Genomic DNA, 19,300 nt, shown 5'->3' with positions numbered 1-19,300 from the left:
CACTCCTTTCATACCCTAAGGGTATTGTTCGAGACCCATTCTATATTGGATGCCTTGAAAGATAGGGAACAGAATCGGCTTAAATCTAAAAAGAACTCAACAGGTATCACCATGCCCATTTGCGCCATAGAGTCGATCGAGACGATCATCGTCGACCTCCCCACCATTCGCCCGCACAAGCTGGCGATGCACACGATGCAGAACCAGACCCTGGTGATCATCCGCGTGCGCTGCGCCGACGGTATCGAAGGCATTGGCGAGTCCACCACCATTGGTGGCCTGAGCTACGGCAATGAAAGCCCCGACAGCATCAAGGTCAACATCGATCGCCATTTTGCGCCGCTGCTGATCGGCCAGGACGCCAGCAATATCAATGCGGCCATGTTGCGCCTGGAGCGCAGCATTCGCGGCAACACCTTCGCCAAGTCCGGTGTCGAAAGCGCCTTGCTCGATGCGTTGGGCAAACGTCTTAACCTGCCGGTCAGCGAACTGCTCGGCGGTCGCGTGCGCGATGCGTTGCCGGTGGCCTGGACCCTGGCCAGCGGCAACACTGAAAAGGACATTGCCGAGGCCGAGAAGATGCTCGACCTGCGCCGCCACCGCATCTTCAAATTGAAGATCGGTGCCGGTGAGGTCGACCACGACCTGGCCCACGTGATCGCAATCAAAAAGGCCCTGGGCGACCGCGCCAGTGTGCGCGTGGACGTCAACCAGGCGTGGGACGAAGCGGTGGCATTGCGCGCGTGCAAGGTGCTGGGCGACAACGGTATCGACCTGATCGAGCAACCGATTTCACGCTATAACCGCGGCGGTATGGCGCGGCTCAATCTGTCGAGCCCGGCGCCGATCATGGCGGATGAATCCATCGAATGTGTCGAGGACGCCTTCAACCTGGCCCGTGAAGGCGCGGCGTCGGTGTTCGCCCTCAAGATCGCCAAGAACGGCGGCCCCCGCGCGGTGTTGCGTACGGCTGCGATAGCAGAAGCCGCGGGCATCGCCCTGTACGGCGGCACCATGCTCGAGGGCGGTATCGGCACCCTGGCTTCGGCGCATGCCTTCCTCACGCTGAACAAGCTGGCGTGGGACACAGAGCTGTTCGGCCCGCTGCTGCTGACCGAGGACATTCTTGCCGAACCGCTGGTGTATCGGGATTTCCACCTGCATGTCTCAACCGCCCCGGGCCTGGGCCTGACCATCGATGAGGAGCGTTTGGCGTTCTTCCGTCGTGACAAACACTGAGAGGCACGTGCCATGTTGTTCCATGTAAAAATGACCGTGAACCTGCCCCTGGACATGAACCCCGAGCGCGCGGCCAGCCTCAAGGCCGATGAGAAAGCCCTGGCACAGCGTCTGCAACAGGAGGGTAAATGGCGCCACCTGTGGCGTATCGCCGGACACTACGCCAACTTCAGCGTATTTGATGTCGACAGCGTGCAAGACCTGCACGACCTGCTGATGCAACTGCCGCTCTTCCCTTATATGGCCATCGAAGTGAATGCCTTGTGCCGGCATCCTTCGTCGATCCATGAAGATGACCGCTAAGCCTGTCATTCACCCAATAATTACAAGATGAGGAACGCACCATGTCCATCCGACTGTCACAGACCGCCCACGCTCAACAGTTTCTTGAAGAGGCCAGCGGCAACCTTAACGATGGCGGCAACCCGCGCACCAAGGCGTTGGTGTACCGGATTCTGCGCGACACCGTGAACATCATCGAAGACCTGGAGGTGACCCCCGAAGAATTCTGGAAGGCGGTCAACTACCTCAACGAACTGGGCAAGAACCAGGAAGCCGGGCTGCTCGTCGCCGGGCTGGGCCTGGAGCATTACCTGGACATGTTGATGGACGCCGCCGATGTCGAGGCCGGCAAGACTGGTGGCACCCCGCGTACCATCGAAGGCCCGCTTTATGTGGCCGGTGCGCCGTTGTCCAGGTACGAAGCGCGGCTGGATGATGGGACCGATGCCGCAGTGCCACTGTTCATGCGTGGCCAGGTGCGCGACACCGACGGCAATCCCCTGGCCGGTGCGATTGTCGATGTGTGGCAGGCCAACACCGGCGGCACGTATTCCTGGTTCGACAGCAGCCAATCGGAGTTCAACCTGCGCCGCCGCATCGAGACCGATGCCCAAGGCAACTACCGTTTTCGCAGCATCGTGCCATCAGGCTATGGCTGCCCGCCGACCGGTCCGACTCAGCAGTTGCTTGACCAGCTGGGGCGTCATGGGCAGCGGCCGGCGCATATCCATTTCTTTATCTCGGCCCCGGGTTATCGTCACCTGACCACGCAGATCAACCTGTCGGATGACCCGTACCTGCACGATGACTTTGCGTATGCGACACGGGATGAACTGATCGCCGAAATCCGCTTCAGCGACGATCAACAGCTGGCGCAGGAGTTGGGCGTGCAAGGGCGCTTTGCGCAGATTGATTTTGACTTTGAGCTGCAGGTGGCCGCTGCGCCGGTAGAGCAGCAGCGCATGCAGCGCGTTCGTGCGCTCGAGGATTGAGCGCGAACAAAAATGTGCGCATGGATTGCTCGCGGTAGTTGTGGATCGGTTAGCGAGCGGTCGAACGGGTTGTTTGGCTGGGTCGCTGCGCAGCGGCAAACGGGCGGCGGCGATCATGAGCTTGATCCAGTCTGCGCGGGTCAATGGTCATTGATCCGTATGTATATCTGAAAAACGTTCTCACGCGCCTGCCGACTCAGCGGGCGAGTGAAATTGATCATATGCCGCCAGGTTTGCCTCCCATTTGCACCGGATGGGTGAGCAATCGCGAATGGCGATTCCTGATAAACACCAGCGTGGCTTTGGTTGGCTTTCAGTGTAATTCCACATTTGATCCGGAGGGAGGGTCCAGAACTCAATCGTCAAGAGGCTGGCTATCAGCGAGGCTAACCGGTAAATCCGAATTGGCTGACGGTCATGGATCTTTTCTAGCCGGTTATCCATTCCTCACGCTGATGAGCGTCTGATGGCGCTCGTTTCCCGAGGATCCTTCCGGCATCTTGTGCAGGAGGAAGTCCAAACACCCGTAAATAATCCCTGCTGAATTGTGTCGCACTTTCATAGCCGACCTCGAAGGCAGCCGCCATGACACTCTTGGCGTGGGCCACCATCAGTGTTCTAGCCTGGAGCAGACGAACCCGTTTTTGATACTGCAAAGGACTCAAGCTGGTGACTGCCTTGAAGTGGCGATGAAACGCCGAGACGCTCATTGATGCTCGTTGCGCCAAGCGTTCCACACCAATGGGCTGCGCGAAGTCACGGCGGATCCACTGGATCGCCATGTTGACTCGGGCCATCGCCGTATCGGGCGCTGCGATCTCCCGCAGCATCCAGCCATGGGGACCCTGGAGCACACGAAAGATGATTTCCCGTTCATAAACCGGGGCCAAGGCTGCGATGGCGTCCGGATCGCCCATCAATCGCAACATTCGCACCCAAGCATCCATCAGATCGGTCGTGACTGGAGCTACTGAAAACCCGAGATTGTTCTCAGGACGGCTGACAGGTTTGGGCAGGTCTTCAAACAGCGCCGACAACACAATTGGATCGAGAGTAAGGCTGACTGCCAAGTAAGGTTCTCCCGATACGCTTGGATGAACAGACCCCACTGCCGGCAAATCAATGGACATGACGAAATAGGTCGCAGGGTCATATCGAAGCGTCCGATCCCCCACGCTCATGCTTTTACTGCCTTGCAGGATCACATTGATCATCGGGTCATAGACCGCCGCCAGCATGTGTTCGGGGATCTTGCCCTTGACCATGGCCACGCGCGGAATGCCCGTTTCGGTGCGGCGATTTTCAGCCTTGGTCGCGAGCGACCTGAGTTCATTCAGTTGATTGTCCATGCCGGGCATGCTGACGGCAGAACGCTGCGCCACGCAAGCGAAAAGCAGAAACAGGCAGGTTTCAAGTTGAAATGGGCACGACCCTGGCGATCATGATGAGTACTGTGGGGCCACCTATAAGCCACAGAGGAACATCAAATGAGCGTCATCGTCATTACCGGCGGCAGCCGTGGAATCGGTGCCAGTGCAGCCGAGTACATTGCTCGGCGCGGTAGGGGTGTCATCCTGACCTACAACGCTGATTCCCAGGCCGCTGCCTCAGTCGTGGAACGCATCGAGCGCGTCGGTGGCAAGGCTGTCGCCCTCAAGCTCGACGTGTCTGATGTAGGCAGCTTCGAAGCGTTTCGCGAGTCAGTGGTACTGACCTTGCGGGACACCTGGAACGCCACCTTGCTGGATGGCCTGGTCAACAATGCCGGGTACGGTCTGTTCAATCCCTTGGCAACTGTCACCGAAGCGCAGTTCGATAGCCTGTTCAACGTGCACCTCAAGGGGCCGTTTTTTCTCACTCAAACCCTACTGCCGCTGTTCGCGGAAAATGCCAGTATTGTCAACCTGACCAGTGCCACTACCCGCGTCGCCACCGCTGGCGTGGCACCCTATGCTGCCTTCAAGGGCGGGCTTGAGGTGCTCACCCGTTACATGGCCAAAGAATTCGGCGATCGGCGCATACGGGCCAACGCGGTATCCCCCGGCGCCATCCGCACCGACTTGGGCGGGGGGCTGAACGCTGAGTTCGAGGCGAAGCTGGCGGCGCAAACGGCACTCGGCCGGGTGGGCGAGCCGGAAGACGTCGCGCGCGTCATTGCCATGTTGCTGTCGGAAGAGGGCGCCTGGATCAATGCCCAGACACTCGAAGTGGCCGGTGGCTACAACATCTGAATACATGAGGGTTTCGCCATGTTGGACCATATCTTTTTGTCCGTGAGCGATATCGCACGGTCCATCCGTTTCTACGAAGCTGCCCTGGCCCCACTGGGTATCACCACGCGCCTGGACTACGACGGCAAGGATGGCCCACCGGGCCATCCTGACCTGAAAGGCTTCGGTGCCAACGGCCGGATGTTTTTCTGGTTGCGTGAAGGCGTTGTGGAAGGGCGCGCGGTACATGTTGGTTTTGTCGCAAGCAGCCAGGCTGAAATTGATGCTGCTTATACCGCTGCCCTGCATCAGGGTGCAGTCGACAACGGCCCACCTGGGGCACGCTTGCATTACGACCCCGATTACTACGCCGCCAATGTGCTGGACCCGGATGGGTACAGCCTCGAATTCGTCTACAAGAAATGGCAGCATGTCCAATGAGTACGCTACTGATCTACGGGGCTACAGGCTATACCGGTCGTATGGCTGCTGAGCGAGCAAAAGCGCTCGGTCTGGATTTCGAAATCGCCGGGCGTAGTGCCAAGCGTCTCGAAACGCTCGCAGCGCAGTTGGACGTGCCTTATCGGGTGTTTGATACCCATGATGCCGAGGGCTCTTTATCTGGCATCTCAGTATTGCTGAACTTCGCCGGGCCGTTCGCGCAAACGGCCGAGCCATTGATGCACGCCTGTATCAAGGTCGGCGTGCACTATCTGGACATCACTGCCGAGATCAATATTTACCGCATGGCTGAAGGGCTGGGTGCTGAAGCGGCGGCTAACCACGTCATGCTGTTGCCGGGTGTCGGCTGGGATGTCGTTCCTACCGATTCGCTGGCGGTGCATGTTGCCAAGCGTGCAGTAAGACCGGTTGCGCTGAGTATCGCGCTTCAAGTCCCCGGTTCGATGTCTCGCGGGTCTGCGATGAGCGTCAGCGAAATCATCGGCGCAGGCGTGCTCGCCAGGGTTGATGGCGAATTGGTCGCGACACCGGGTGCAGCGCCGCGCCTCTTTGATTTTGGCCAGGGTCCGGTCCTCTGTGCACCCTTGTCATTCGGCGACCTGGTGACGGGCTGGCATTCGACCGGCATCCGCAACATTGCGATGTTCGTGCATATCACGGGTGACGCGTTTCCCGAAGGTGATCTGTCGCAGTTGCCTGATGGCCCCACACCCGAGCAAAGGGCTGCTCATCGCGCGCGGGCAGTGGTTGAGGTCACCGGGACTGATGGCGCAATTGCGCGGTCGTTGATTGAAACCGTGAACGGCTATTCCTATACGCCGCTGGCGGCGGTAGAAGCTGCGCGGCGAGTAATGAACGGTGAGCGGCAGCCAGGTTTTGCCACGCCGGCCAACGTGTTTGGTAGTGGGTTTGCCGAGAGTATCGCCGGCACGGTGATCACCGACTTCTGAGGTGGGTGGTGGCTGTTCAAGATTTCAAGCCGACGAACGCCCTGAGTCGAAGCTTTTTGGAAGATGCGCAGTACTGAGTGGCTCAGAAGCCTGCGTTGGCTCGTGTTCTGCCAATACCAGGGAAATTGCTTTGCCGGCAACTTGGGCTACTTCGATCAAGCGTTTTCGAGACAGACCACTGCATGCCGCGGCGGATAGGCCCCGCAGGGTAATCAGCACGTAGTCGGCCAGCGTTTGCGCGCCTTGCGGGCAAACCTGGTCAAGATAACCACGGATCGCCTGAATCGCGGCATCACCCAATGTCTCTGCCATGTTTCGGGCAATCGGGTCGTCCGCCCGCATGCCCTCGGTGATCAAACATCCACGCAAGGTTTTATCTCGCCCGTATTGCGTCGCAGCGCTAACCAATAGTGCAGTCAGCGCTTGAGCAGGAGGTCGATCCGGCGCCAGAAGCCTGTCTAAAGGAAGCGCGCTTTCACCGGCGTAGCGACGCATCGCCCGCTCGAATAGCTCCGCCTTGCTGCCGTAGGCGGCATAGAAACTCGGGGGTTTGATGTTCATGGCATTGGTCAGGTCGGACAGGCTCACGGCGTCAAAACCGTGTTGATGAAACAGTGCCTGAGCGATGGCTATCCCTTGCTCGCGGTCGAAGGCGGGACGGCGCTGCCGGTTGTTTTCGTTCATGGTCATCTCGCTGGGTCGGTACGGCAACTGTAGCGACCGCTACAGCGTATATCAATCGCAGAGTGCAGGGTTTATATAGTGGTTGCTAAATAGCTTGTGGGTGAGCGCAAACGCATGTAGTGTCCGCTACATAAATTCCTGGAGGTATTCCCAATGCAGTTCAACAACAAAGTCGTCCTTGTAACGGGCGGGTCTTCGGGCCTCGGCTTCGCGATTGCAGAAGCGTTCGCAAGCCAGGGTGCCACTTTGATCATCACCGGGCGTCGCCAGGCCCAGCTCGACGATGCCGTGAGCCGCCTCGGTGCGCACGCGTCTAGCGTATGCACCGACATTTCGAACCCCGCCGACCTTGACGCTTTATTCGGTCACATACTGGCAGTCCATGGCCGTATTGATGTGCTGATTGCCAACGCTGGGACAGGTGCAATCGAGCCCTTGGGAGCAATCACCGTCGCAGGCTTCGATAAGCTGTTTACCACCAACGTCAAAGGCACGACTTTCACGGTGCAAGGGGCGCTACCTTTAATGGGCAAGGGGAGCAGTATCGTCATCATTGGCTCGACCGCATCGATCAATCCTGGCCCCGGCCTGGGTGTCTATGGGGCTACCAAGGCAGCGCTACGGGCGCTGGTGCGCAGCTGGATTCTGGATATCAAGGGCTCTGGTGTTCGTATCAACCTGCTCAGCCCCGGCCCGGTGAACACCCAGTCTCTACGCGATGTACTGGGCGATAACGCGCAGCAGATCATCGATGTTCTCAGTGAGAAGAGCACACTTGGTCGGATCGGCCAGGCGCACGAGATCGGCCAGGCCGCACTGTTCCTCGCAAGTGATGCGTCAAGCTACGTCAATGGCGCTGAACTGTTCGCCGACGGTGGTGCATCCCAGGTCTAAGCGGGTACGGAACAGTCCTTCCCTGTGGTTAAAAGCTGTATGCGATGCCGATGAATCGGCAATTAAGGAGTTACCTGATGAGCGATTTTACTGGTTCGGAAATAGATCATATGGGCATCGCTGTTTCGGACACTTCGTATTCTCAAGCCTTCTACGAATCGGTGCTCAGGCCGTTAGGGATCACCCTGTTGATGAGTATCCAGGCGGATCCACCAGGGCCGAAGCCTCGACGACTGGGGTTTGGTTCTGGAGGAAAGCCTTTCTTTTGGTTGCATGACGCGTCCGTCGCCAGTCACGGGGTGCATATAGCGCTGATCGCCCCAAGTCGTGAGTCGGTTGATGCTTTCCACGCGGCCGGCATTGCTGCCGGCGGGCGGGACAATGGGCTGCCGGGCATCAGGCCGCACTACCACGCCGATTACTACGCCGCTTATGTGCTGACACCTGATGGCGTGAATCTGGAAGCCGTTTGCCAAGTGGCCTCTTGATCGAGGCTCACATCAGGTCCATCCCAGATACCAGGGTACAGTCTCAATTTGCAGAAAATGCAACGGCTAGCAGCGGCAGCACGTCCGTCGCTGCTCGAAAGCGCCAATGACGGCGTTTGCGGATCGAGCTGTTTTTCTCGGATAAACGGCGCCGAAACACGCCGCAAATAAAGTAAACCGCGCTCAACACTGGAAAGAGCGACAAGCGCTAAACGAACTGCAATACGTTGCTTACTTCTTTACGCGGTTTCTGGGGCCAGTTGGCCAAACCCGGGTAGCCAACCGTGATCAACATCACCGGCACTTCTTCATCCGACAGGCCAAACTCCTTGGCCACTGCAACTTGATCGAACCCGATCATCGGCGTCGAAACCAGGCCTTGGCCCCTGGCGGCCAACATCAGGGTCATCGCGGCGAGAGAGCCAGAGCGGATGGCTTCGTCGCGCTGCAGTTGAGCGTTTTCCTGGTACATGCCTTGAGCCGCACCCACCCACATGTCATAGACGGACTGGTCAATGATTCCGGCATCCAGGGTCGGCTTCAATGCATCGAACAGGCAGGAAATAGGGGGAAGCATGATGGTTATCTCCGGCAGATGTACGACAAAAACCTCCACGGCCGCAGCGCTGGATTCGCCGGTGCATGTGAATGCAGGTCAGGGGGCGTCAGGGCTTCTCGGGGGCTTGGGCGAATAGCTTGTTCGTCGCGCAGATACTGTTTCAGGCAGCTCGCTCGATCAGCTAGTTTTTTGCCGTTCATTTCCCAAAAGCATTTTGACTTGGCTCTAGTACGATACTGGGGCTTGGACGTCGTCAAAACGCCCTCTGATTCTTCGCTAACCTGATACTTCACTGGAACTCGGCAAAAACCGACGGAACGCCACAAACGAAAAAACCCGCCAAACGGCGGGTTTTAAAGGCTTCCACGGACTTTACAGGCCGTCAGTGGAACAAGAGATGGTGCCCGAACCCGGAATCGAACCGGGACGCCCTTACGAGCGGGGGATTTTAAGTCCCATGCGTCTACCAGTTTCGCCATTCGGGCGGCAGCGCGGTGCAGCAGGGTTGGGAATATATAGATCCAGGCGCTGCTGCGCAAGGTAGCTTTGCGGCTTTCTCGCATGAGGGGCAAATGAAAAAGCTTGGTAGATCAGTGATCTACATGAGCTTTTGCCCTGCTGTTGCGCGTACCCTTGATGAACTAACAATGTCGGATGAAAAATTCCGGCATGCCGACCTGCGCTTGGCAAGTCTTGAAGCGTTCGGGCCGCAGGCGTGGGGCTTGGCTTGAACTCCACTCAGTCAATCAGCGCCAGTAAATCCGTCGTCCCCATATCCAGTCCCGCCTGGGTCAGCAAGGTGGTTGCCTGGCCCCGGTGGTGGGTCTGGTGATTGAAAAAATGCACCAGCAGGCCGAAGAAGGGCTTTTCGGCGGGCGCCCCCCGCATGTTGTGGTAGTGCAGGCGATGGTCCAACTCGGGCTCCTGCAGCGTGTGGGCCCAGTCGATGATGAGTTGGTCCAGCCAGGCACGCCGGGCCGTCAGCTCACGGAGGTCGGCAAATGCTAGTCGCGTCAGATCGATGGGCGTGGCGATGGCGTTCAACGGCGCCAGTGCCGCGTAGCCTGCGGGGTGCTGGGCAAACCGCTTGAGCCACACGGTATCACCCAAGGCGAGATGGTTGAGTGTGCCGAGGATCGAGCCGAAAAACGCCTGGCGGTCCAACTGCAATTCTGCATCCTGCAGCCTTCCGGCCGCGTCGTAGAGCTTACGGTTCATCCATTGGTTATAGCGGGCCATCAGCATGACGTGCTCAATCCGGTTCACTTGGGCTCTCTCTACAAGTCGCGCAGGCGTCATGATAGGCCGTGGCTGCCCGGCGGTCATGGTGTTCCGGCAAGATCGGGCTATGTTTGTTAGAAGCCAATACGGCACCCTGGGAGGGTGACGCCATGAACACCAGCGACTTACTCGAACAACTCTTGCGCGCCGGGCAAGGCGGCAGTGCTTCGTCAGGCGGCGGCCTCGGTGGCGTACTCGGTGGGTTGTTGAAAGGCTCCCGCACCGGTAATGCCTCGGCCGGTGGTGGCTTGGGCGGGCTATTAGGCGGCTTGGGCGGCCTGTTGGGCACAACACCTGGCACGCGTCCCGCCCAGGGGCGTGCTGGTGGAATGAACTACGCGGCCTTGGCTTCCCTGGGCATGGCCGCATTCCAGGCGTACCAGGCGTGGCAACGCCAGCAGGCTGATTCGCCGCAGCAAGCCCTTCAGACGGTCGATCAGCTTGACGGTCCAGCCGCCGAAGCCCACAGCCATGCCGTACTGCGGGCCTTGATCGCCGCCGCCAAGGCCGATGGGCGTATCGACGAGAGCGAGCATCAGCTTATTTCCACTGAGCTGGGCCGCCATACCGATGACCCGCAACTGCAACAGTGGCTTGACGCTGAAGTCGCCAAGCCCTTGGATGCTGCGGATTTCGCCGAATTCGCCAGCGACCCGGCGGTCGCCGCCGAGGTTTACCTGGCCAGTGTGATGATGGTGGATGATCAGCAAGACGCGGAGCGCGATTACCTGGACCACCTGGCGGGCCAGCTGCAAATCGACGCGCAATTGCAGCTGCATCTGGAGCAAAAAGCCAAAACCTGACTGAAAAGCGGGAGCAAGGCAAATGTCGGAACTGCTGTTTCAGGTGCAATTGGGTTGCGCGCGCGAGCCCAACTGTGGATGCTGTCGAGCCTCAGCGAGGCTGCGAAGGCGGCGGCATTGCTGGCATCTTCTTCGCCTGACACTCCCAGGTGGAATCGAGCTGCATCCGTGAGCACCATCGCAGCTGCAACGCTGGTCCGTTGCCGATTTTTTACCTCATACCCCTTTTGCCGCCAGCACCGCCAGGTAGATCAACACCACCCCGCAAGTGCCATGACTGATGCGTTGCCACAGCGCCGAGGCGTTCTTGCGCAAGAGGTTGACCAGCGCCGCAACCAGAAAGCATGACAACACCGAAGCCAGCATGAACCCGGCGAAAAACATCAGGGTTTGCCCATGGCTGGGCGTGGCGCCGACGATTCCCGACAGCGCACTGCCCAATGCACCCCAGTAGACGATGTTTTTCGGGTTGGCCAGGGAGATTGCCGCGCCAACCGCCAACGCATTTTTGCGGCTGCTGGCGGGGGCCTCGTGGGATGCCGGTAGCTTCCAGGCATCGATCAGGCTGCGGATGCCCAGCCAGGCCAGGTACAAGGCACAGATCACCGTCAACGGCACGCGCACCGCGTCATGCTGGATCAGCAGGGCGATCCCGGTCAGCCCGATCACCGCCCACACCGCATCGCCCACCAGTGAGCCAACCTGCACCAGGAGTGCCGGGGTAAAGCCATGCAACAGACCACGGCGCAGCGTCTCTGCCAGTACGGCGCCGGGGGAGAGGCAAAATACAAAACCGAATACCAGTGCGTAGAAAAAAATCGTCACCATGCCCGCGTCCTTTCAGGAAAGTGCGAAAGCATACGCTGGCACCCAGAGTGAATCCACTGGCTAGCGGTTGCCCGCCCTATAGCGCAATACGATCGAGTTCGGCTTTTACTTCGGCACGACTGAGGCCGGCAAAAGGCACGGCGAACAACGCCCGGCAGCGCATGGCAATGATGTCCAGCGTGGCGTCGAATGCAGCTTGCACAGCCGCGTCGCCGCCCTGGACATCCGAAGGGTCTTCCAACCCCCAATGCGCCTTCAGCGCGGGCCCGAAGTACACCGGGCAGGCTTCACCGGCAGCTTTATCACACACGGTAATCACCACGTCCGGCGGGCTGCCTTCAAACGCATCGTTGCCCTTGCTGTACAAACCCTCGGTGCTGATGCCCGCCGCCTGCAGGGTAGCAAGGCTGCGCGGCAACACCCGGCCCTTGGGAAAGCTGCCGGAGCTGACGGCTTCGAAACCCTCTGGGGCCAGGTGATTGAACACCGCTTCGGACAAAATGCTGCGGCAGCTGTTGGCGGTACACATGAACAGGACTTTCATGGCGGCATCTCCTTCAAAGACTCAGGCGCAAGGCGAGGGCGGCAAGCGTGATCAACAACACCGGCAGCGTCAACACGATCCCGACCTTGAAGTAATAGCCCCAGGTAATGGTAATGCCCTTGCGCGCCAGGATATGCAGCCACAGCAACGTCGCCAGGCTGCCGATCGGGGTGATTTTCGGGCCCAGGTCGCTGCCGATCACGTTGGCGTAGATCATCGCATCCTTGACCACGCCCACGGCATGGCTGGACTCGATGGACAGCGCACCGATCAACACCGTCGGCAAGTTGTTCATCGCAGACGACAGCAGGGCCGTCAGCACGCCCGTGCCCATGGCCGCGCCCCACACGCCGTAAGTGGCAAACGTATCGAGCCAGGTCGCCAGGTAGGTGGTGAGGCCGGCGTTGCGCAAGCCGTAGACCACCAGGTACATGCCCAGGGAAAAGATCACGATTTGCCACGGTGCTTCTTTCAGCACTTTGCGCGTGGAAATCATGTGGCCTTTGGCGGCGATCACCAACAGGAGCACCGCGCACACCGCGGAAATGGCGCTGATGGGGATGCCCAGCGGTTCCAGGGCAAAGCAACCGACCAGCAGGATGCCCAGCACCCACCAGCCGGCGCGGAAGGTTGCGCGGTCGTGGATCGCGCTGGCAGGGTCATCCAGGTCGGCCGGGTCGTAGGCCTGCGGGATATCGCGGCGAAAGAACCACAACAGCACCGCCAGCGTGGCCGCGACGCTGACCAGGTTGACCGGCACCATCACCGCGGCATATTCGTTGAAGTCGATCTTGAAATAGTCCGCCGAGACGATATTCACCAGGTTCGACACCACCAGCGGCAGGCTGGCGGTATCGGCGATAAAACCGGCGCCCATGACGAATGCCAGGGTCGCCGCCGGAGAAAAGCGCAGGGCCAGCAACATCGATATCACGATCGGCGTAAGGATCAGCGCGGCACCGTCGTTGGCGAACAGCGCCGATACCAGCGCGCCCAGCAGCACCATATAAGCAAACAGACGTCGGCCGCGCCCACGGCCCCAGCGCGCCACATGCAGGGCGGTCCAGGCAAAGAAACCGGCCTCGTCGAGTAACAGGCTGATGATGATCAGCGCGACAAAGGTGCCGGTGGCATTCCAGATGATGTGCCACACCACCGGAATGTCGGCCAGGCTGATCACGCCGCAGGCCAGGGCCAGGATCGCGCCCATTGTTGCGCTCCAGCCCACGCCGAGGCCCTTGGGCTGCCAGATGACCAGGACGATGGTGAAGATGAAAATGGCAATGGCGACAAACATTGATCAGCGCTCCGGTGGCTCAGCAGGTGCTGCTGGCGCGTAGTAGTGGGGTAGGCAGAGCATGGATCGGTTGACGTGCGTAAAGTTCTTGCCCGGGTGGATCAATAGCATCGCTGCGTTTCATTCAGTCAAACCTTGTATCGATTTGACATGGATCAAAGATACCGAAATCCGCCACAAGTGGTTGAAATTAAAATGAAACATGAATGTCCTAAAGTGCCTGCCCATTGCTGATGAAGGAAGACCCGTGTGACCCGTGCCACTCGCAACCTGCGCAAGATACTGGATTCCGTCGCGGAAAATAATGAAACCGCCGCGTTCGACCTGATGCGCGCCGTCGAGAAACTCGGCGATGAAGTGCTGCGCCAGCGCCTGCTCAACACCATCCACCGCCTCAACCAGGATGCCTATGAGTTGCGCGAAGCACGGGATTCGGTGGAGCAAGTGTCGGTCAGGCTCGCCTGAGCAAGATCGTTCAAGACAAGCCTATTGTGACGCTGGCATGCTTGACGACTGTTTGTCGATGAGCCGTTTCCATGCCCACTGCCTTACCTCGATATGCCTTCGCTCGCGGCGCCATCGCCGTCATTCCCTTGTCCCTGGCCTGTGCGCCGTGGGGACTGCTGGCCGGTTCCATGGCCATCGATGCGCAATTCACCCCTCTGCAAGCCCAGGGCTTGTCCGCCATCGTGTTTGCCGGTGCCGCGCAACTGGTCGCCATCGGTATGGTCAAGAGCGGTGCCAGCCTGATTTCCATCGTACTGACTACGCTGCTGCTGACCTCCCAGCATTTGCTGTATGGCATGCATATGCGCCCGATCCTCGCGCCCCTCAAGACCCGCTGGCGCATGAGCCTGGGCTTTCTGCTGACCGATGAATTCTTCGCGCTGGTCAACCACTTCGACCGCCAGACCTTCAACCGCTGGTACGCCCTGGGCGTAGGCCTGACGTTCTATATCATCTGGAACCTGTTCACCCTGGCCGGCATCGTGCTCGGCAAAAGCATTCCCGGCCTTGATCAACTGGGCCTCGAATTCTCCATCGCAGCCACGTTTATCGCGCTGATCACACCGGTGGTACGTGACATTCCCACGGTGGTCTGCGTGGCGGTGTCGTTGCTGTTTTCGGTGTGGTTGAGTTTCCTGCACTGGGAATCGGCGGTGGTGGTGTCCGGCGTGCTGGGTATGAGCGCCGGCTATGCCTGCAAGCGTCTGGGAGTAGGGCAACGATGATCTACATCATGATTGTGGCCATGGGGCTGATGGTATTTTTCAACCGTTACCTGTTCATCGAACCGCGCCTGCCGGTGCGCCTCAACCGTGGCGCGCGCGAGTTCCTCGGGTTTGCGGTGCCTGGCATGCTGACGGCGATTTGCGGGCCGATCATTTTCCTGCACGACCATCAACTCAACCTGAGCCTGGCCAACCCTTATTTGTTGGCGGGTATCAGTGCGGTGGCGTTGATGGTCTGGACACGCAATGTGTTGATCACGGTGTTGCTGAGCATGGGGTTGTTTTATTTGTTGCGGTGGTTGATCTGAAACCCGGACGAAAAAAAGCCCGCGGGAGAGCGGGCAGAAGGGAGGCTTCTAAAAATGAGCGTGGCCACTCTAAGCGACGCATCTTCCCCCTGACAGTGAAACAAAGTTCATGCAGCCGTCAGTCCGGCCCATTGCAATGATACAGTCGCGTTTTTTCCAACGGAGCAATGGCATGCACAAGGTGGTAATAGGCGCACTGGTACTGGCCGCGTTGGCCGGTTGCGCGGGTTCGAAGATGAAGGAGGCGCGCGCGGGCGCGCCCTACAAAACCCTGGCTTCGGACAAGGCCACCCTGGCGGTTGCCGAATGCGTGCAGTTCGGCTGGCAGGACGAAAGCGTGTTCGGGGTTGACGCCGGCGGCTTCAAGGAGCCAATGGGGGCGGGCGGTTTTACTGTGTACACCACGGCCGGTGACTACTTTGTCGATGTGCAAAGCGCGGGGGCCGGTTCAACCATCAAGTACTACGCGGCAGAGGACACCATGCCGGCCAAGCGTCGTTTGGCCGCACTCGCCACCTGCCTGTAGTCCGTTGCCTCAGGCGATTTAGGAAATGCCTGGCACGACAGGCCCAAGGCATTGGCTTATGATTCACACGCTCGCCCGGCATGATGGCTCTTTACCAGTACATGGACGTCGAGGCCTGAATGCCGGGCGAGCATCCTCTTTCTTCAGCGCGGCATGTAACCCAAATGCCAGCGCCTCGGTATTTTCAGCGATACCATCCCCAATAAGCCCGCCAGCACGCCGCTGATCAGCAGCGCCTTGAGCCCCATCTGTTGCTCCAGCAGCGCGCCGATCACCGCGCCCACGAACATGCCTGCCCACGGTATCAACTGCACGCGCCAGCCGCTGCGGCGTTCCCCGAGCAGCCAGCGCCCCAGCCCGCGACCAAAACGGGAAAGCGCGCCGGTGACGTAAGTCAGCCCCACAGGCAATCCGTTGACCTCTTCCACGGCGGCATTAAGCATGCCCATCGCAATGATCGCCGCCAACAGCGCAGGCAGTGTATCGGCGAAGGGCAGCAGTGCGGCGCCGCACAACAAGGCGGCAATGCACAACAGCAACGGCAACGCATGACGACGGCTCAGTCGGCCGACCACCACGCCCAAGGCATTACCGACGATAAAGGTTGCCACCAGCAACAGCAGCCGGCCGGTCAGGCCCAGGTCCCCCGCACTGATCGCCACCGCCAGGCGCGTGGTGTTGCCACTCATGAACGACACAAAGTCACCGCTGGCCATGAAGCCGATGGCATCGGTCATCCCGGCCAGCACCGACAGGCTGGCCACCAGCATCAGCCCGACCCGGCCACGCCAGCGTTGTTGATGGGCCAGTGCGGCGTTGGCGTAAGGCTTGCGGGGCGAAGGCAGCATAGGGCTGGGGCTCCTCGGTGAGATTATCCGGCCACTACCGTAGGATGCTTTGAGCGCGCATGCAATGACCTCAGGCATACGTCAGGGTCCAGCCTGCAGGCTGCCAGTCGAGGAAATGGGTCGGCCGGATCGCTTGCACAAACGCCGGGTCATGGGACACCACCATCAGCGCGCCGGTAAAACCCTGCAATGCCTGTTCGAAAGCCTCCACCGATTCCAAGTCCAAATGGTTAGTCGGCTCGTCCAGCAACAACAACTGCGCCGGCACCTCGCGCCACAAGGCAATCGCCATGGCGGCTTTCAAACGCTCGCCACCACTGAGTTGCCCGGCGGGCTGGGTCACGCGCAAGGCGTCGAGTTGCAGCAGGGCCAGGCGCGTGCGCAATTCGGCTTGGGCCAATGGTGTTTCCAGCAGGTTGAGCTGCTCGATAATTGAGCGATGCTCGTCCAGCAGCGCGAGGTGCTGATCAATATAGGCGCTGGGCACCTGCACGCTGCATTCTCCACTGGCCAAGGCGCATGCGCCGGCAATGACCTTGAGCAGCGTGGACTTGCCGCAGCCGTTCGGCCCGCGCACAGCGACACGCACCGGGCCTGCCAGGTGCAGGTTGAGTCGGCTCGACGGCAGCCATGGCAACTGCGCGTCGACCAGCGATAACACCTGTCGGCCATTGGGTACCGCGCAGGTGGGCAGCGCCAGCAGAGTCGGCGTTTCATCCACGACCCGTTCGTAGGCCTGGCGCACTTGCGTGTCCAGCACGTGTTTGTGTTGCCGATGGGCGCTGCGCACGTTACTGACGATTTGCGTGGCGGCGCCTTTCCAGCGTGCCTTGGTGAAACGGTCGACGTTGGCGCTTTGCGCCTGCTGGCGTGAGCGGGCGGCATGACGTTGCAGGCTGTCGTGCTCGTTCTGCAGGCGCCGACTTTCGCGGCTGCGCGCCAGGCGCGCGTGCTCCAGCGCGGCAGCGGCGGCCTGTTGTTGCGCATCGCGCTGGGCGCGGTAGGCCGCGTAGTTGCCGCCGTACACCTGAACGCCAAGGGGGGAAAGTTCAATGATGCGCCCCATGGTATTAAGCAGTTGCCGGTCATGACTGACCACCACCAGGCCGCCGCGCCAATCGCCGAGCACACGCAGTAGCCATGCACGGCCATTGCTGTCCAAATGGTTGGTGGGCTCGTCGAGCACCAGCAGCTCTGGCGCAGCCAGTAGCGCACCGATCACCGCAACGCGGGCCAATTGACCGCCGCTGAGCTGGTCGGCCGGGGTATCCAGGCGCAGTTGCGACAAGCCCGCTGCGTCCAGGGCGCTGCGCAAGCGCTCGGCCAGGTCCCAGCGGTCGTCGATCAATGCCAGGTCATCGACTTGCGCGGTACCTTGAGTCATGCGCTTGAGGGCTGCGGATACCTCCGCGGTGCCGGTGAGGTCGGCAAGAGTTTCGCCCGGTGCGACCACCACGTTCTGCGCCACGTAAGCCACCTGGGCCGGGCGATTCAACGTGCCGGAGGAGGGCGGCAGCAGCCCGGCGATCAATTTGGCCAGGACACTTTTCCCCCGGCCATTGCGCCCCACGATCCCGGTAGGGCTGTGATCGATGGACAAGGTCACGTCGTCCAGCAGGGTTTCGCCATTGGCGAACTGGAAGCTCAGGTGTTGCAGGGAAACAAGCGTGGGCAGCCGGTTGACGTCAGTCATCAGCACCTCCAAAAAAATGTCGGACAGGCCAACAAGCGCGCCAGGCGGCTCGTTGCGGGTACATTCTGGAAGGCTTAGTTGTTCACGTCGGCGGTCGTCCCATGAGTCAGGAGGGACGCGCAGCCTAACCCGCCTTGGCTTTTTCCGGCAAGTCCGCCGCCAGTTTTTCCAGGAACATGGCCAATGCAACCTCTTCGGCCTTGAGCCCTTTGCGCAGGCGCGGCTTGGGCAACCGGGAGAGTTCACCGAGGCTGAAGTGCTCAAGCACGGCGGGGTGGATGTAGCACTTGCGGCACACCGCCGGGGTATTCCCCAACTGCTTGGCGACATCCTTGACCATGGCCACCACATGTTTTTTTGCGTCGGACTCAGGCTGCCACTGCAATTCGCGCAACACCGCCAACGCCATGGCGGTACCGGCCCAGGTGCGGTAGTCCTTGGCCGTAAAGTCCGCACCGGTGAGGCGATGCAGGTACTCATTCACGTCGTGGGAACTGACGGTGTGCCGCTCGCCGTTCTCGTCCAGGTACTGAAACAGGTTCTGCCCCGGCAGTTCCAGGCAACGCTTGACCACTGTGGCCAGGCGCCGATCCTTGACGCTGACCTGATGCTCGACGCCGCTTTTGCCGCGAAACTGGAACTGGATCTCGCTGCCTTTGACATCCACATGGCGGGTGCGCAGGGTGGTCAGCCCGTAGGACTTGTTATCCCGCGCATACTGGGTGTTACCGACCCGGATCAGCGTCGCATCCAGCAGCATCACGACAGTGGCCAGCACTTTTTCGCGGGTGAAGCCCGGTTCGGCAATTTGCGCTTCCAGCTGTTTGCGCAGTTTCGGCAATGCCTTGCCGAACGTCTGCAGCCGTGAGTATTTGTCGGTATCGCGCACTTCGCGCCAGCGTGCGTGATAGCGGTACTGCTTGCGCCCACGCGCGTCGCGGCCAGTGGCTTGCAGATGGCCGCGCGGGTCGGCGCAGATCCACACATCGGTGTAGGCGGGCGGCACGGCCAAGGCGTTGAGGCGCTTGATCTCGTCGGCATCGGTGATGCGTTGGCCCTTGGGGTCGAAGTACTGGAAGGTGCCCCGCACTTTTTTTCGGCGGATGCCGGGCTGAGTGTCGTCAACATAGTGCAGGTCGCGGGGCAGGTCGGCAGGCAACGCAGAATCAGGCATGGTGCG

23 protein-coding genes, 1 tRNA gene and 2 pseudogenes are annotated in these 19,300 nt (G+C 60.1%); 15 read left to right on the top strand and 11 right to left on the bottom strand.

Annotated features, from left to right (window positions below; all coding sequences use genetic code 11):
- Positions 1–111: 111 nt before the first annotated feature.
- The 4 genes and pseudogenes from H0Z09_RS12240 to H0Z09_RS12225 all read left to right on the top strand — a co-directional run.
- Positions 112–1,239: a muconate cycloisomerase family protein gene (locus H0Z09_RS12240; protein WP_186690847.1), complete on the top strand. Its 1,128-nt coding sequence runs from the start codon at positions 112–114 to the stop codon at positions 1,237–1,239.
- A gap of 12 nt (positions 1,240–1,251) precedes the next feature.
- Complete coding sequence (gene catC, locus H0Z09_RS12235) at positions 1,252–1,542, top strand: muconolactone Delta-isomerase (protein ID WP_186690846.1); 291 nt, start codon at positions 1,252–1,254, stop codon at positions 1,540–1,542.
- A 41-nt stretch (positions 1,543–1,583) separates the two neighbouring features.
- Complete coding sequence (gene catA, locus H0Z09_RS12230) at positions 1,584–2,513, top strand: catechol 1,2-dioxygenase (protein ID WP_186690845.1); 930 nt, start codon at positions 1,584–1,586, stop codon at positions 2,511–2,513.
- 58 nt (positions 2,514–2,571) lie between these two features.
- A pseudogene (locus H0Z09_RS12225) lies at positions 2,572–2,728 on the top strand (transposase domain-containing protein); the annotation flags it as partial.
- 213 nt (positions 2,729–2,941) lie between these two features.
- Here H0Z09_RS12225 and H0Z09_RS12220 read toward each other — a convergent pair.
- Entirely contained in the window at positions 2,942–3,862 is a 921-nt protein-coding gene (locus H0Z09_RS12220; protein ID WP_186690844.1) for an AraC family transcriptional regulator, read from the bottom strand.
- Positions 3,863–4,000: 138 nt separating this feature from the next.
- Between H0Z09_RS12220 and H0Z09_RS12215 the strand changes: the two genes are divergently transcribed.
- From H0Z09_RS12215 to H0Z09_RS12205, 3 genes are read left to right on the top strand one after another with little or no spacing between them, the layout of a single operon-like run.
- Positions 4,001–4,744 (top strand): SDR family oxidoreductase, encoded by a 744-nt coding sequence (locus H0Z09_RS12215; protein WP_186690843.1) that lies wholly within the window; start codon positions 4,001–4,003, stop codon positions 4,742–4,744.
- Between the two features lie 18 nt (positions 4,745–4,762).
- Positions 4,763–5,164, top strand: coding sequence for a VOC family protein (locus H0Z09_RS12210; protein ID WP_186690842.1), 402 nt, complete (start codon positions 4,763–4,765; stop codon positions 5,162–5,164).
- Positions 5,161–6,135 (top strand): saccharopine dehydrogenase NADP-binding domain-containing protein, encoded by a 975-nt coding sequence (locus tag H0Z09_RS12205; RefSeq protein WP_186690841.1) that lies wholly within the window; start codon positions 5,161–5,163, stop codon positions 6,133–6,135. Before H0Z09_RS12210 ends, H0Z09_RS12205 begins: the two co-directional genes overlap by 4 nt.
- A gap of 24 nt (positions 6,136–6,159) precedes the next feature.
- On the opposite strand, the gene H0Z09_RS12200 is transcribed toward H0Z09_RS12205, so the two are convergent.
- Positions 6,160–6,819, bottom strand: coding sequence for a TetR/AcrR family transcriptional regulator (locus H0Z09_RS12200; RefSeq protein WP_186690840.1), 660 nt, complete (start codon positions 6,817–6,819; stop codon positions 6,160–6,162).
- 153 nt (positions 6,820–6,972) lie between these two features.
- On the opposite strand from H0Z09_RS12200, the gene H0Z09_RS12195 reads away from it, so the two are divergent.
- Both H0Z09_RS12195 and H0Z09_RS12190 read left to right on the top strand, forming a co-directional pair.
- Positions 6,973–7,713 (top strand): SDR family oxidoreductase, encoded by a 741-nt coding sequence (locus tag H0Z09_RS12195; RefSeq protein ID WP_186690839.1) that lies wholly within the window; start codon positions 6,973–6,975, stop codon positions 7,711–7,713.
- Positions 7,714–7,790: 77 nt separating this feature from the next.
- Positions 7,791–8,201, top strand: a complete 411-nt coding sequence (locus tag H0Z09_RS12190) for a VOC family protein (protein ID WP_186690838.1) — start codon at positions 7,791–7,793, stop codon at positions 8,199–8,201.
- Positions 8,202–8,409: 208 nt separating this feature from the next.
- Here the strand turns inward: H0Z09_RS12190 and H0Z09_RS12185 are convergent.
- Both H0Z09_RS12185 and H0Z09_RS12180 read right to left on the bottom strand, forming a co-directional pair.
- A pseudogene (locus H0Z09_RS12185) lies at positions 8,410–8,748 on the bottom strand (nitroreductase family protein); the annotation flags it as partial.
- Between the two features lie 410 nt (positions 8,749–9,158).
- Positions 9,159–9,245 (bottom strand) — tRNA-Leu (locus tag H0Z09_RS12180).
- Positions 9,246–9,332: 87 nt separating this feature from the next.
- Here H0Z09_RS12180 and H0Z09_RS12175 point away from each other — a divergent pair.
- Entirely contained in the window at positions 9,333–9,491 is a 159-nt protein-coding gene (locus H0Z09_RS12175) for a hypothetical protein (protein WP_186690837.1), read from the top strand.
- Between the two features lie 7 nt (positions 9,492–9,498).
- Here H0Z09_RS12175 and H0Z09_RS12170 read toward each other — a convergent pair whose 3' ends face one another.
- Positions 9,499–10,026: a DinB family protein gene (locus H0Z09_RS12170; RefSeq protein ID WP_186690836.1), complete on the bottom strand. Its 528-nt coding sequence runs from the start codon at positions 10,024–10,026 to the stop codon at positions 9,499–9,501.
- A 125-nt stretch (positions 10,027–10,151) separates the two neighbouring features.
- Here H0Z09_RS12170 and H0Z09_RS12165 point away from each other — a divergent pair, with 125 nt between their 5' ends.
- A complete protein-coding gene (locus tag H0Z09_RS12165; RefSeq protein WP_186690835.1) occupies positions 10,152–10,844 on the top strand; it encodes a tellurite resistance TerB family protein in 693 nt (230 codons plus the stop codon).
- A 216-nt stretch (positions 10,845–11,060) separates the two neighbouring features.
- Here H0Z09_RS12165 and H0Z09_RS12160 read toward each other — a convergent pair whose 3' ends face one another.
- The 3 genes from H0Z09_RS12160 to H0Z09_RS12150 form a co-directional block, all read right to left on the bottom strand.
- Positions 11,061–11,672 (bottom strand): LysE family transporter, encoded by a 612-nt coding sequence (locus H0Z09_RS12160; protein WP_186690834.1) that lies wholly within the window; start codon positions 11,670–11,672, stop codon positions 11,061–11,063.
- A 76-nt stretch (positions 11,673–11,748) separates the two neighbouring features.
- Positions 11,749–12,216: an arsenate reductase ArsC gene (locus H0Z09_RS12155; protein ID WP_186690833.1), complete on the bottom strand. Its 468-nt coding sequence runs from the start codon at positions 12,214–12,216 to the stop codon at positions 11,749–11,751.
- A gap of 13 nt (positions 12,217–12,229) precedes the next feature.
- Positions 12,230–13,513: an arsenic transporter gene (locus tag H0Z09_RS12150; protein WP_186690832.1), complete on the bottom strand. Its 1,284-nt coding sequence runs from the start codon at positions 13,511–13,513 to the stop codon at positions 12,230–12,232.
- 249 nt (positions 13,514–13,762) lie between these two features.
- Between H0Z09_RS12150 and H0Z09_RS12145 the strand changes: the two genes are divergently transcribed.
- From H0Z09_RS12145 to H0Z09_RS12130, 4 genes are all read left to right on the top strand, one after another.
- Positions 13,763–13,978 carry a hypothetical protein gene (locus H0Z09_RS12145; RefSeq protein WP_057703383.1) on the top strand — a complete coding sequence of 72 codons (216 nt, stop codon included), beginning with the start codon at positions 13,763–13,765 and terminating at the stop codon, positions 13,976–13,978.
- Between the two features lie 71 nt (positions 13,979–14,049).
- Positions 14,050–14,745: an AzlC family ABC transporter permease gene (locus tag H0Z09_RS12140; protein WP_186690831.1), complete on the top strand. Its 696-nt coding sequence runs from the start codon at positions 14,050–14,052 to the stop codon at positions 14,743–14,745.
- The gene (locus H0Z09_RS12135) at positions 14,742–15,053 is read left to right on the top strand and encodes an AzlD domain-containing protein (RefSeq protein WP_186690830.1); all 312 of its coding nucleotides are present in this window, start codon (positions 14,742–14,744) and stop codon (positions 15,051–15,053) included. The genes H0Z09_RS12140 and H0Z09_RS12135 overlap by 4 nt, the downstream gene beginning before the upstream one ends.
- A 172-nt stretch (positions 15,054–15,225) precedes the next feature.
- Positions 15,226–15,579, top strand: coding sequence for a hypothetical protein (locus H0Z09_RS12130; protein WP_186690829.1), 354 nt, complete (start codon positions 15,226–15,228; stop codon positions 15,577–15,579).
- A gap of 143 nt (positions 15,580–15,722) precedes the next feature.
- Here the strand turns inward: H0Z09_RS12130 and H0Z09_RS12125 are convergent, their stop codons facing one another.
- The 3 genes from H0Z09_RS12125 to H0Z09_RS12115 all read right to left on the bottom strand — a co-directional run bounded on the left by H0Z09_RS12125 (position 15,723) and on the right by H0Z09_RS12115 (position 19,294).
- The gene (locus tag H0Z09_RS12125) at positions 15,723–16,427 is read right to left on the bottom strand and encodes a YoaK family protein (protein ID WP_186690828.1); all 705 of its coding nucleotides are present in this window, start codon (positions 16,425–16,427) and stop codon (positions 15,723–15,725) included.
- A gap of 70 nt (positions 16,428–16,497) precedes the next feature.
- Complete coding sequence (locus tag H0Z09_RS12120; protein ID WP_186690827.1) at positions 16,498–18,120, bottom strand: ABC-F family ATP-binding cassette domain-containing protein; 1,623 nt, start codon at positions 18,118–18,120, stop codon at positions 16,498–16,500.
- Positions 18,121–18,244: 124 nt separating this feature from the next.
- Positions 18,245–19,294 carry a DNA topoisomerase IB gene (locus tag H0Z09_RS12115; RefSeq protein ID WP_186690826.1) on the bottom strand — a complete coding sequence of 350 codons (1,050 nt, stop codon included), beginning with the start codon at positions 19,292–19,294 and terminating at the stop codon, positions 18,245–18,247.
- Positions 19,295–19,300: the final 6 nt, after the last annotated feature.

This window comes from Pseudomonas sp. SWRI18, assembly GCF_014268345.1.
Lineage (GTDB): Bacteria > Pseudomonadota > Gammaproteobacteria > Pseudomonadales > Pseudomonadaceae > Aquipseudomonas > Aquipseudomonas cedrina.
Note: the sequence above shows the minus strand (reverse complement) of the source record. Positions and strands in the feature narration are given on the sequence as shown.

Excerpts from the sequence above, each read along its gene's own strand:
- H0Z09_RS12240 (WP_186690847.1), top strand. The coding sequence starts at position 112 with ATGCCCATTTGCGCCATAGAGTCGATCGAGACGATCATCGTCGACCTC.
- catC (WP_186690846.1), top strand. The coding sequence starts at position 1,252 with ATGTTGTTCCATGTAAAAATGACCGTGAACCTGCCCCTGGACATGAAC.
- catA (WP_186690845.1), top strand. The coding sequence starts at position 1,584 with ATGTCCATCCGACTGTCACAGACCGCCCACGCTCAACAGTTTCTTGAA.
- H0Z09_RS12220 (WP_186690844.1), bottom strand. The coding sequence starts at position 3,862 with ATGGACAATCAACTGAATGAACTCAGGTCGCTCGCGACCAAGGCTGAA.
- H0Z09_RS12215 (WP_186690843.1), top strand. The coding sequence starts at position 4,001 with ATGAGCGTCATCGTCATTACCGGCGGCAGCCGTGGAATCGGTGCCAGT.
- H0Z09_RS12210 (WP_186690842.1), top strand. The coding sequence starts at position 4,763 with ATGTTGGACCATATCTTTTTGTCCGTGAGCGATATCGCACGGTCCATC.
- H0Z09_RS12205 (WP_186690841.1), top strand. The coding sequence starts at position 5,161 with ATGAGTACGCTACTGATCTACGGGGCTACAGGCTATACCGGTCGTATG.
- H0Z09_RS12200 (WP_186690840.1), bottom strand. The coding sequence starts at position 6,819 with ATGAACGAAAACAACCGGCAGCGCCGTCCCGCCTTCGACCGCGAGCAA.
- H0Z09_RS12195 (WP_186690839.1), top strand. The coding sequence starts at position 6,973 with ATGCAGTTCAACAACAAAGTCGTCCTTGTAACGGGCGGGTCTTCGGGC.
- H0Z09_RS12190 (WP_186690838.1), top strand. The coding sequence starts at position 7,791 with ATGAGCGATTTTACTGGTTCGGAAATAGATCATATGGGCATCGCTGTT.
- H0Z09_RS12175 (WP_186690837.1), top strand. The coding sequence starts at position 9,333 with ATGAAAAAGCTTGGTAGATCAGTGATCTACATGAGCTTTTGCCCTGCT.
- H0Z09_RS12165 (WP_186690835.1), top strand. The coding sequence starts at position 10,152 with ATGAACACCAGCGACTTACTCGAACAACTCTTGCGCGCCGGGCAAGGC.
- H0Z09_RS12160 (WP_186690834.1), bottom strand. The coding sequence starts at position 11,672 with ATGGTGACGATTTTTTTCTACGCACTGGTATTCGGTTTTGTATTTTGC.
- H0Z09_RS12155 (WP_186690833.1), bottom strand. The coding sequence starts at position 12,216 with ATGAAAGTCCTGTTCATGTGTACCGCCAACAGCTGCCGCAGCATTTTG.
- H0Z09_RS12150 (WP_186690832.1), bottom strand. The coding sequence starts at position 13,513 with ATGTTTGTCGCCATTGCCATTTTCATCTTCACCATCGTCCTGGTCATC.
- H0Z09_RS12140 (WP_186690831.1), top strand. The coding sequence starts at position 14,050 with ATGCCCACTGCCTTACCTCGATATGCCTTCGCTCGCGGCGCCATCGCC.
- H0Z09_RS12135 (WP_186690830.1), top strand. The coding sequence starts at position 14,742 with ATGATCTACATCATGATTGTGGCCATGGGGCTGATGGTATTTTTCAAC.
- H0Z09_RS12130 (WP_186690829.1), top strand. The coding sequence starts at position 15,226 with ATGCACAAGGTGGTAATAGGCGCACTGGTACTGGCCGCGTTGGCCGGT.
- H0Z09_RS12125 (WP_186690828.1), bottom strand. The coding sequence starts at position 16,427 with ATGCTGCCTTCGCCCCGCAAGCCTTACGCCAACGCCGCACTGGCCCAT.
- H0Z09_RS12120 (WP_186690827.1), bottom strand. The coding sequence starts at position 18,120 with ATGACTGACGTCAACCGGCTGCCCACGCTTGTTTCCCTGCAACACCTG.
- H0Z09_RS12115 (WP_186690826.1), bottom strand. The coding sequence starts at position 19,294 with ATGCCTGATTCTGCGTTGCCTGCCGACCTGCCCCGCGACCTGCACTAT.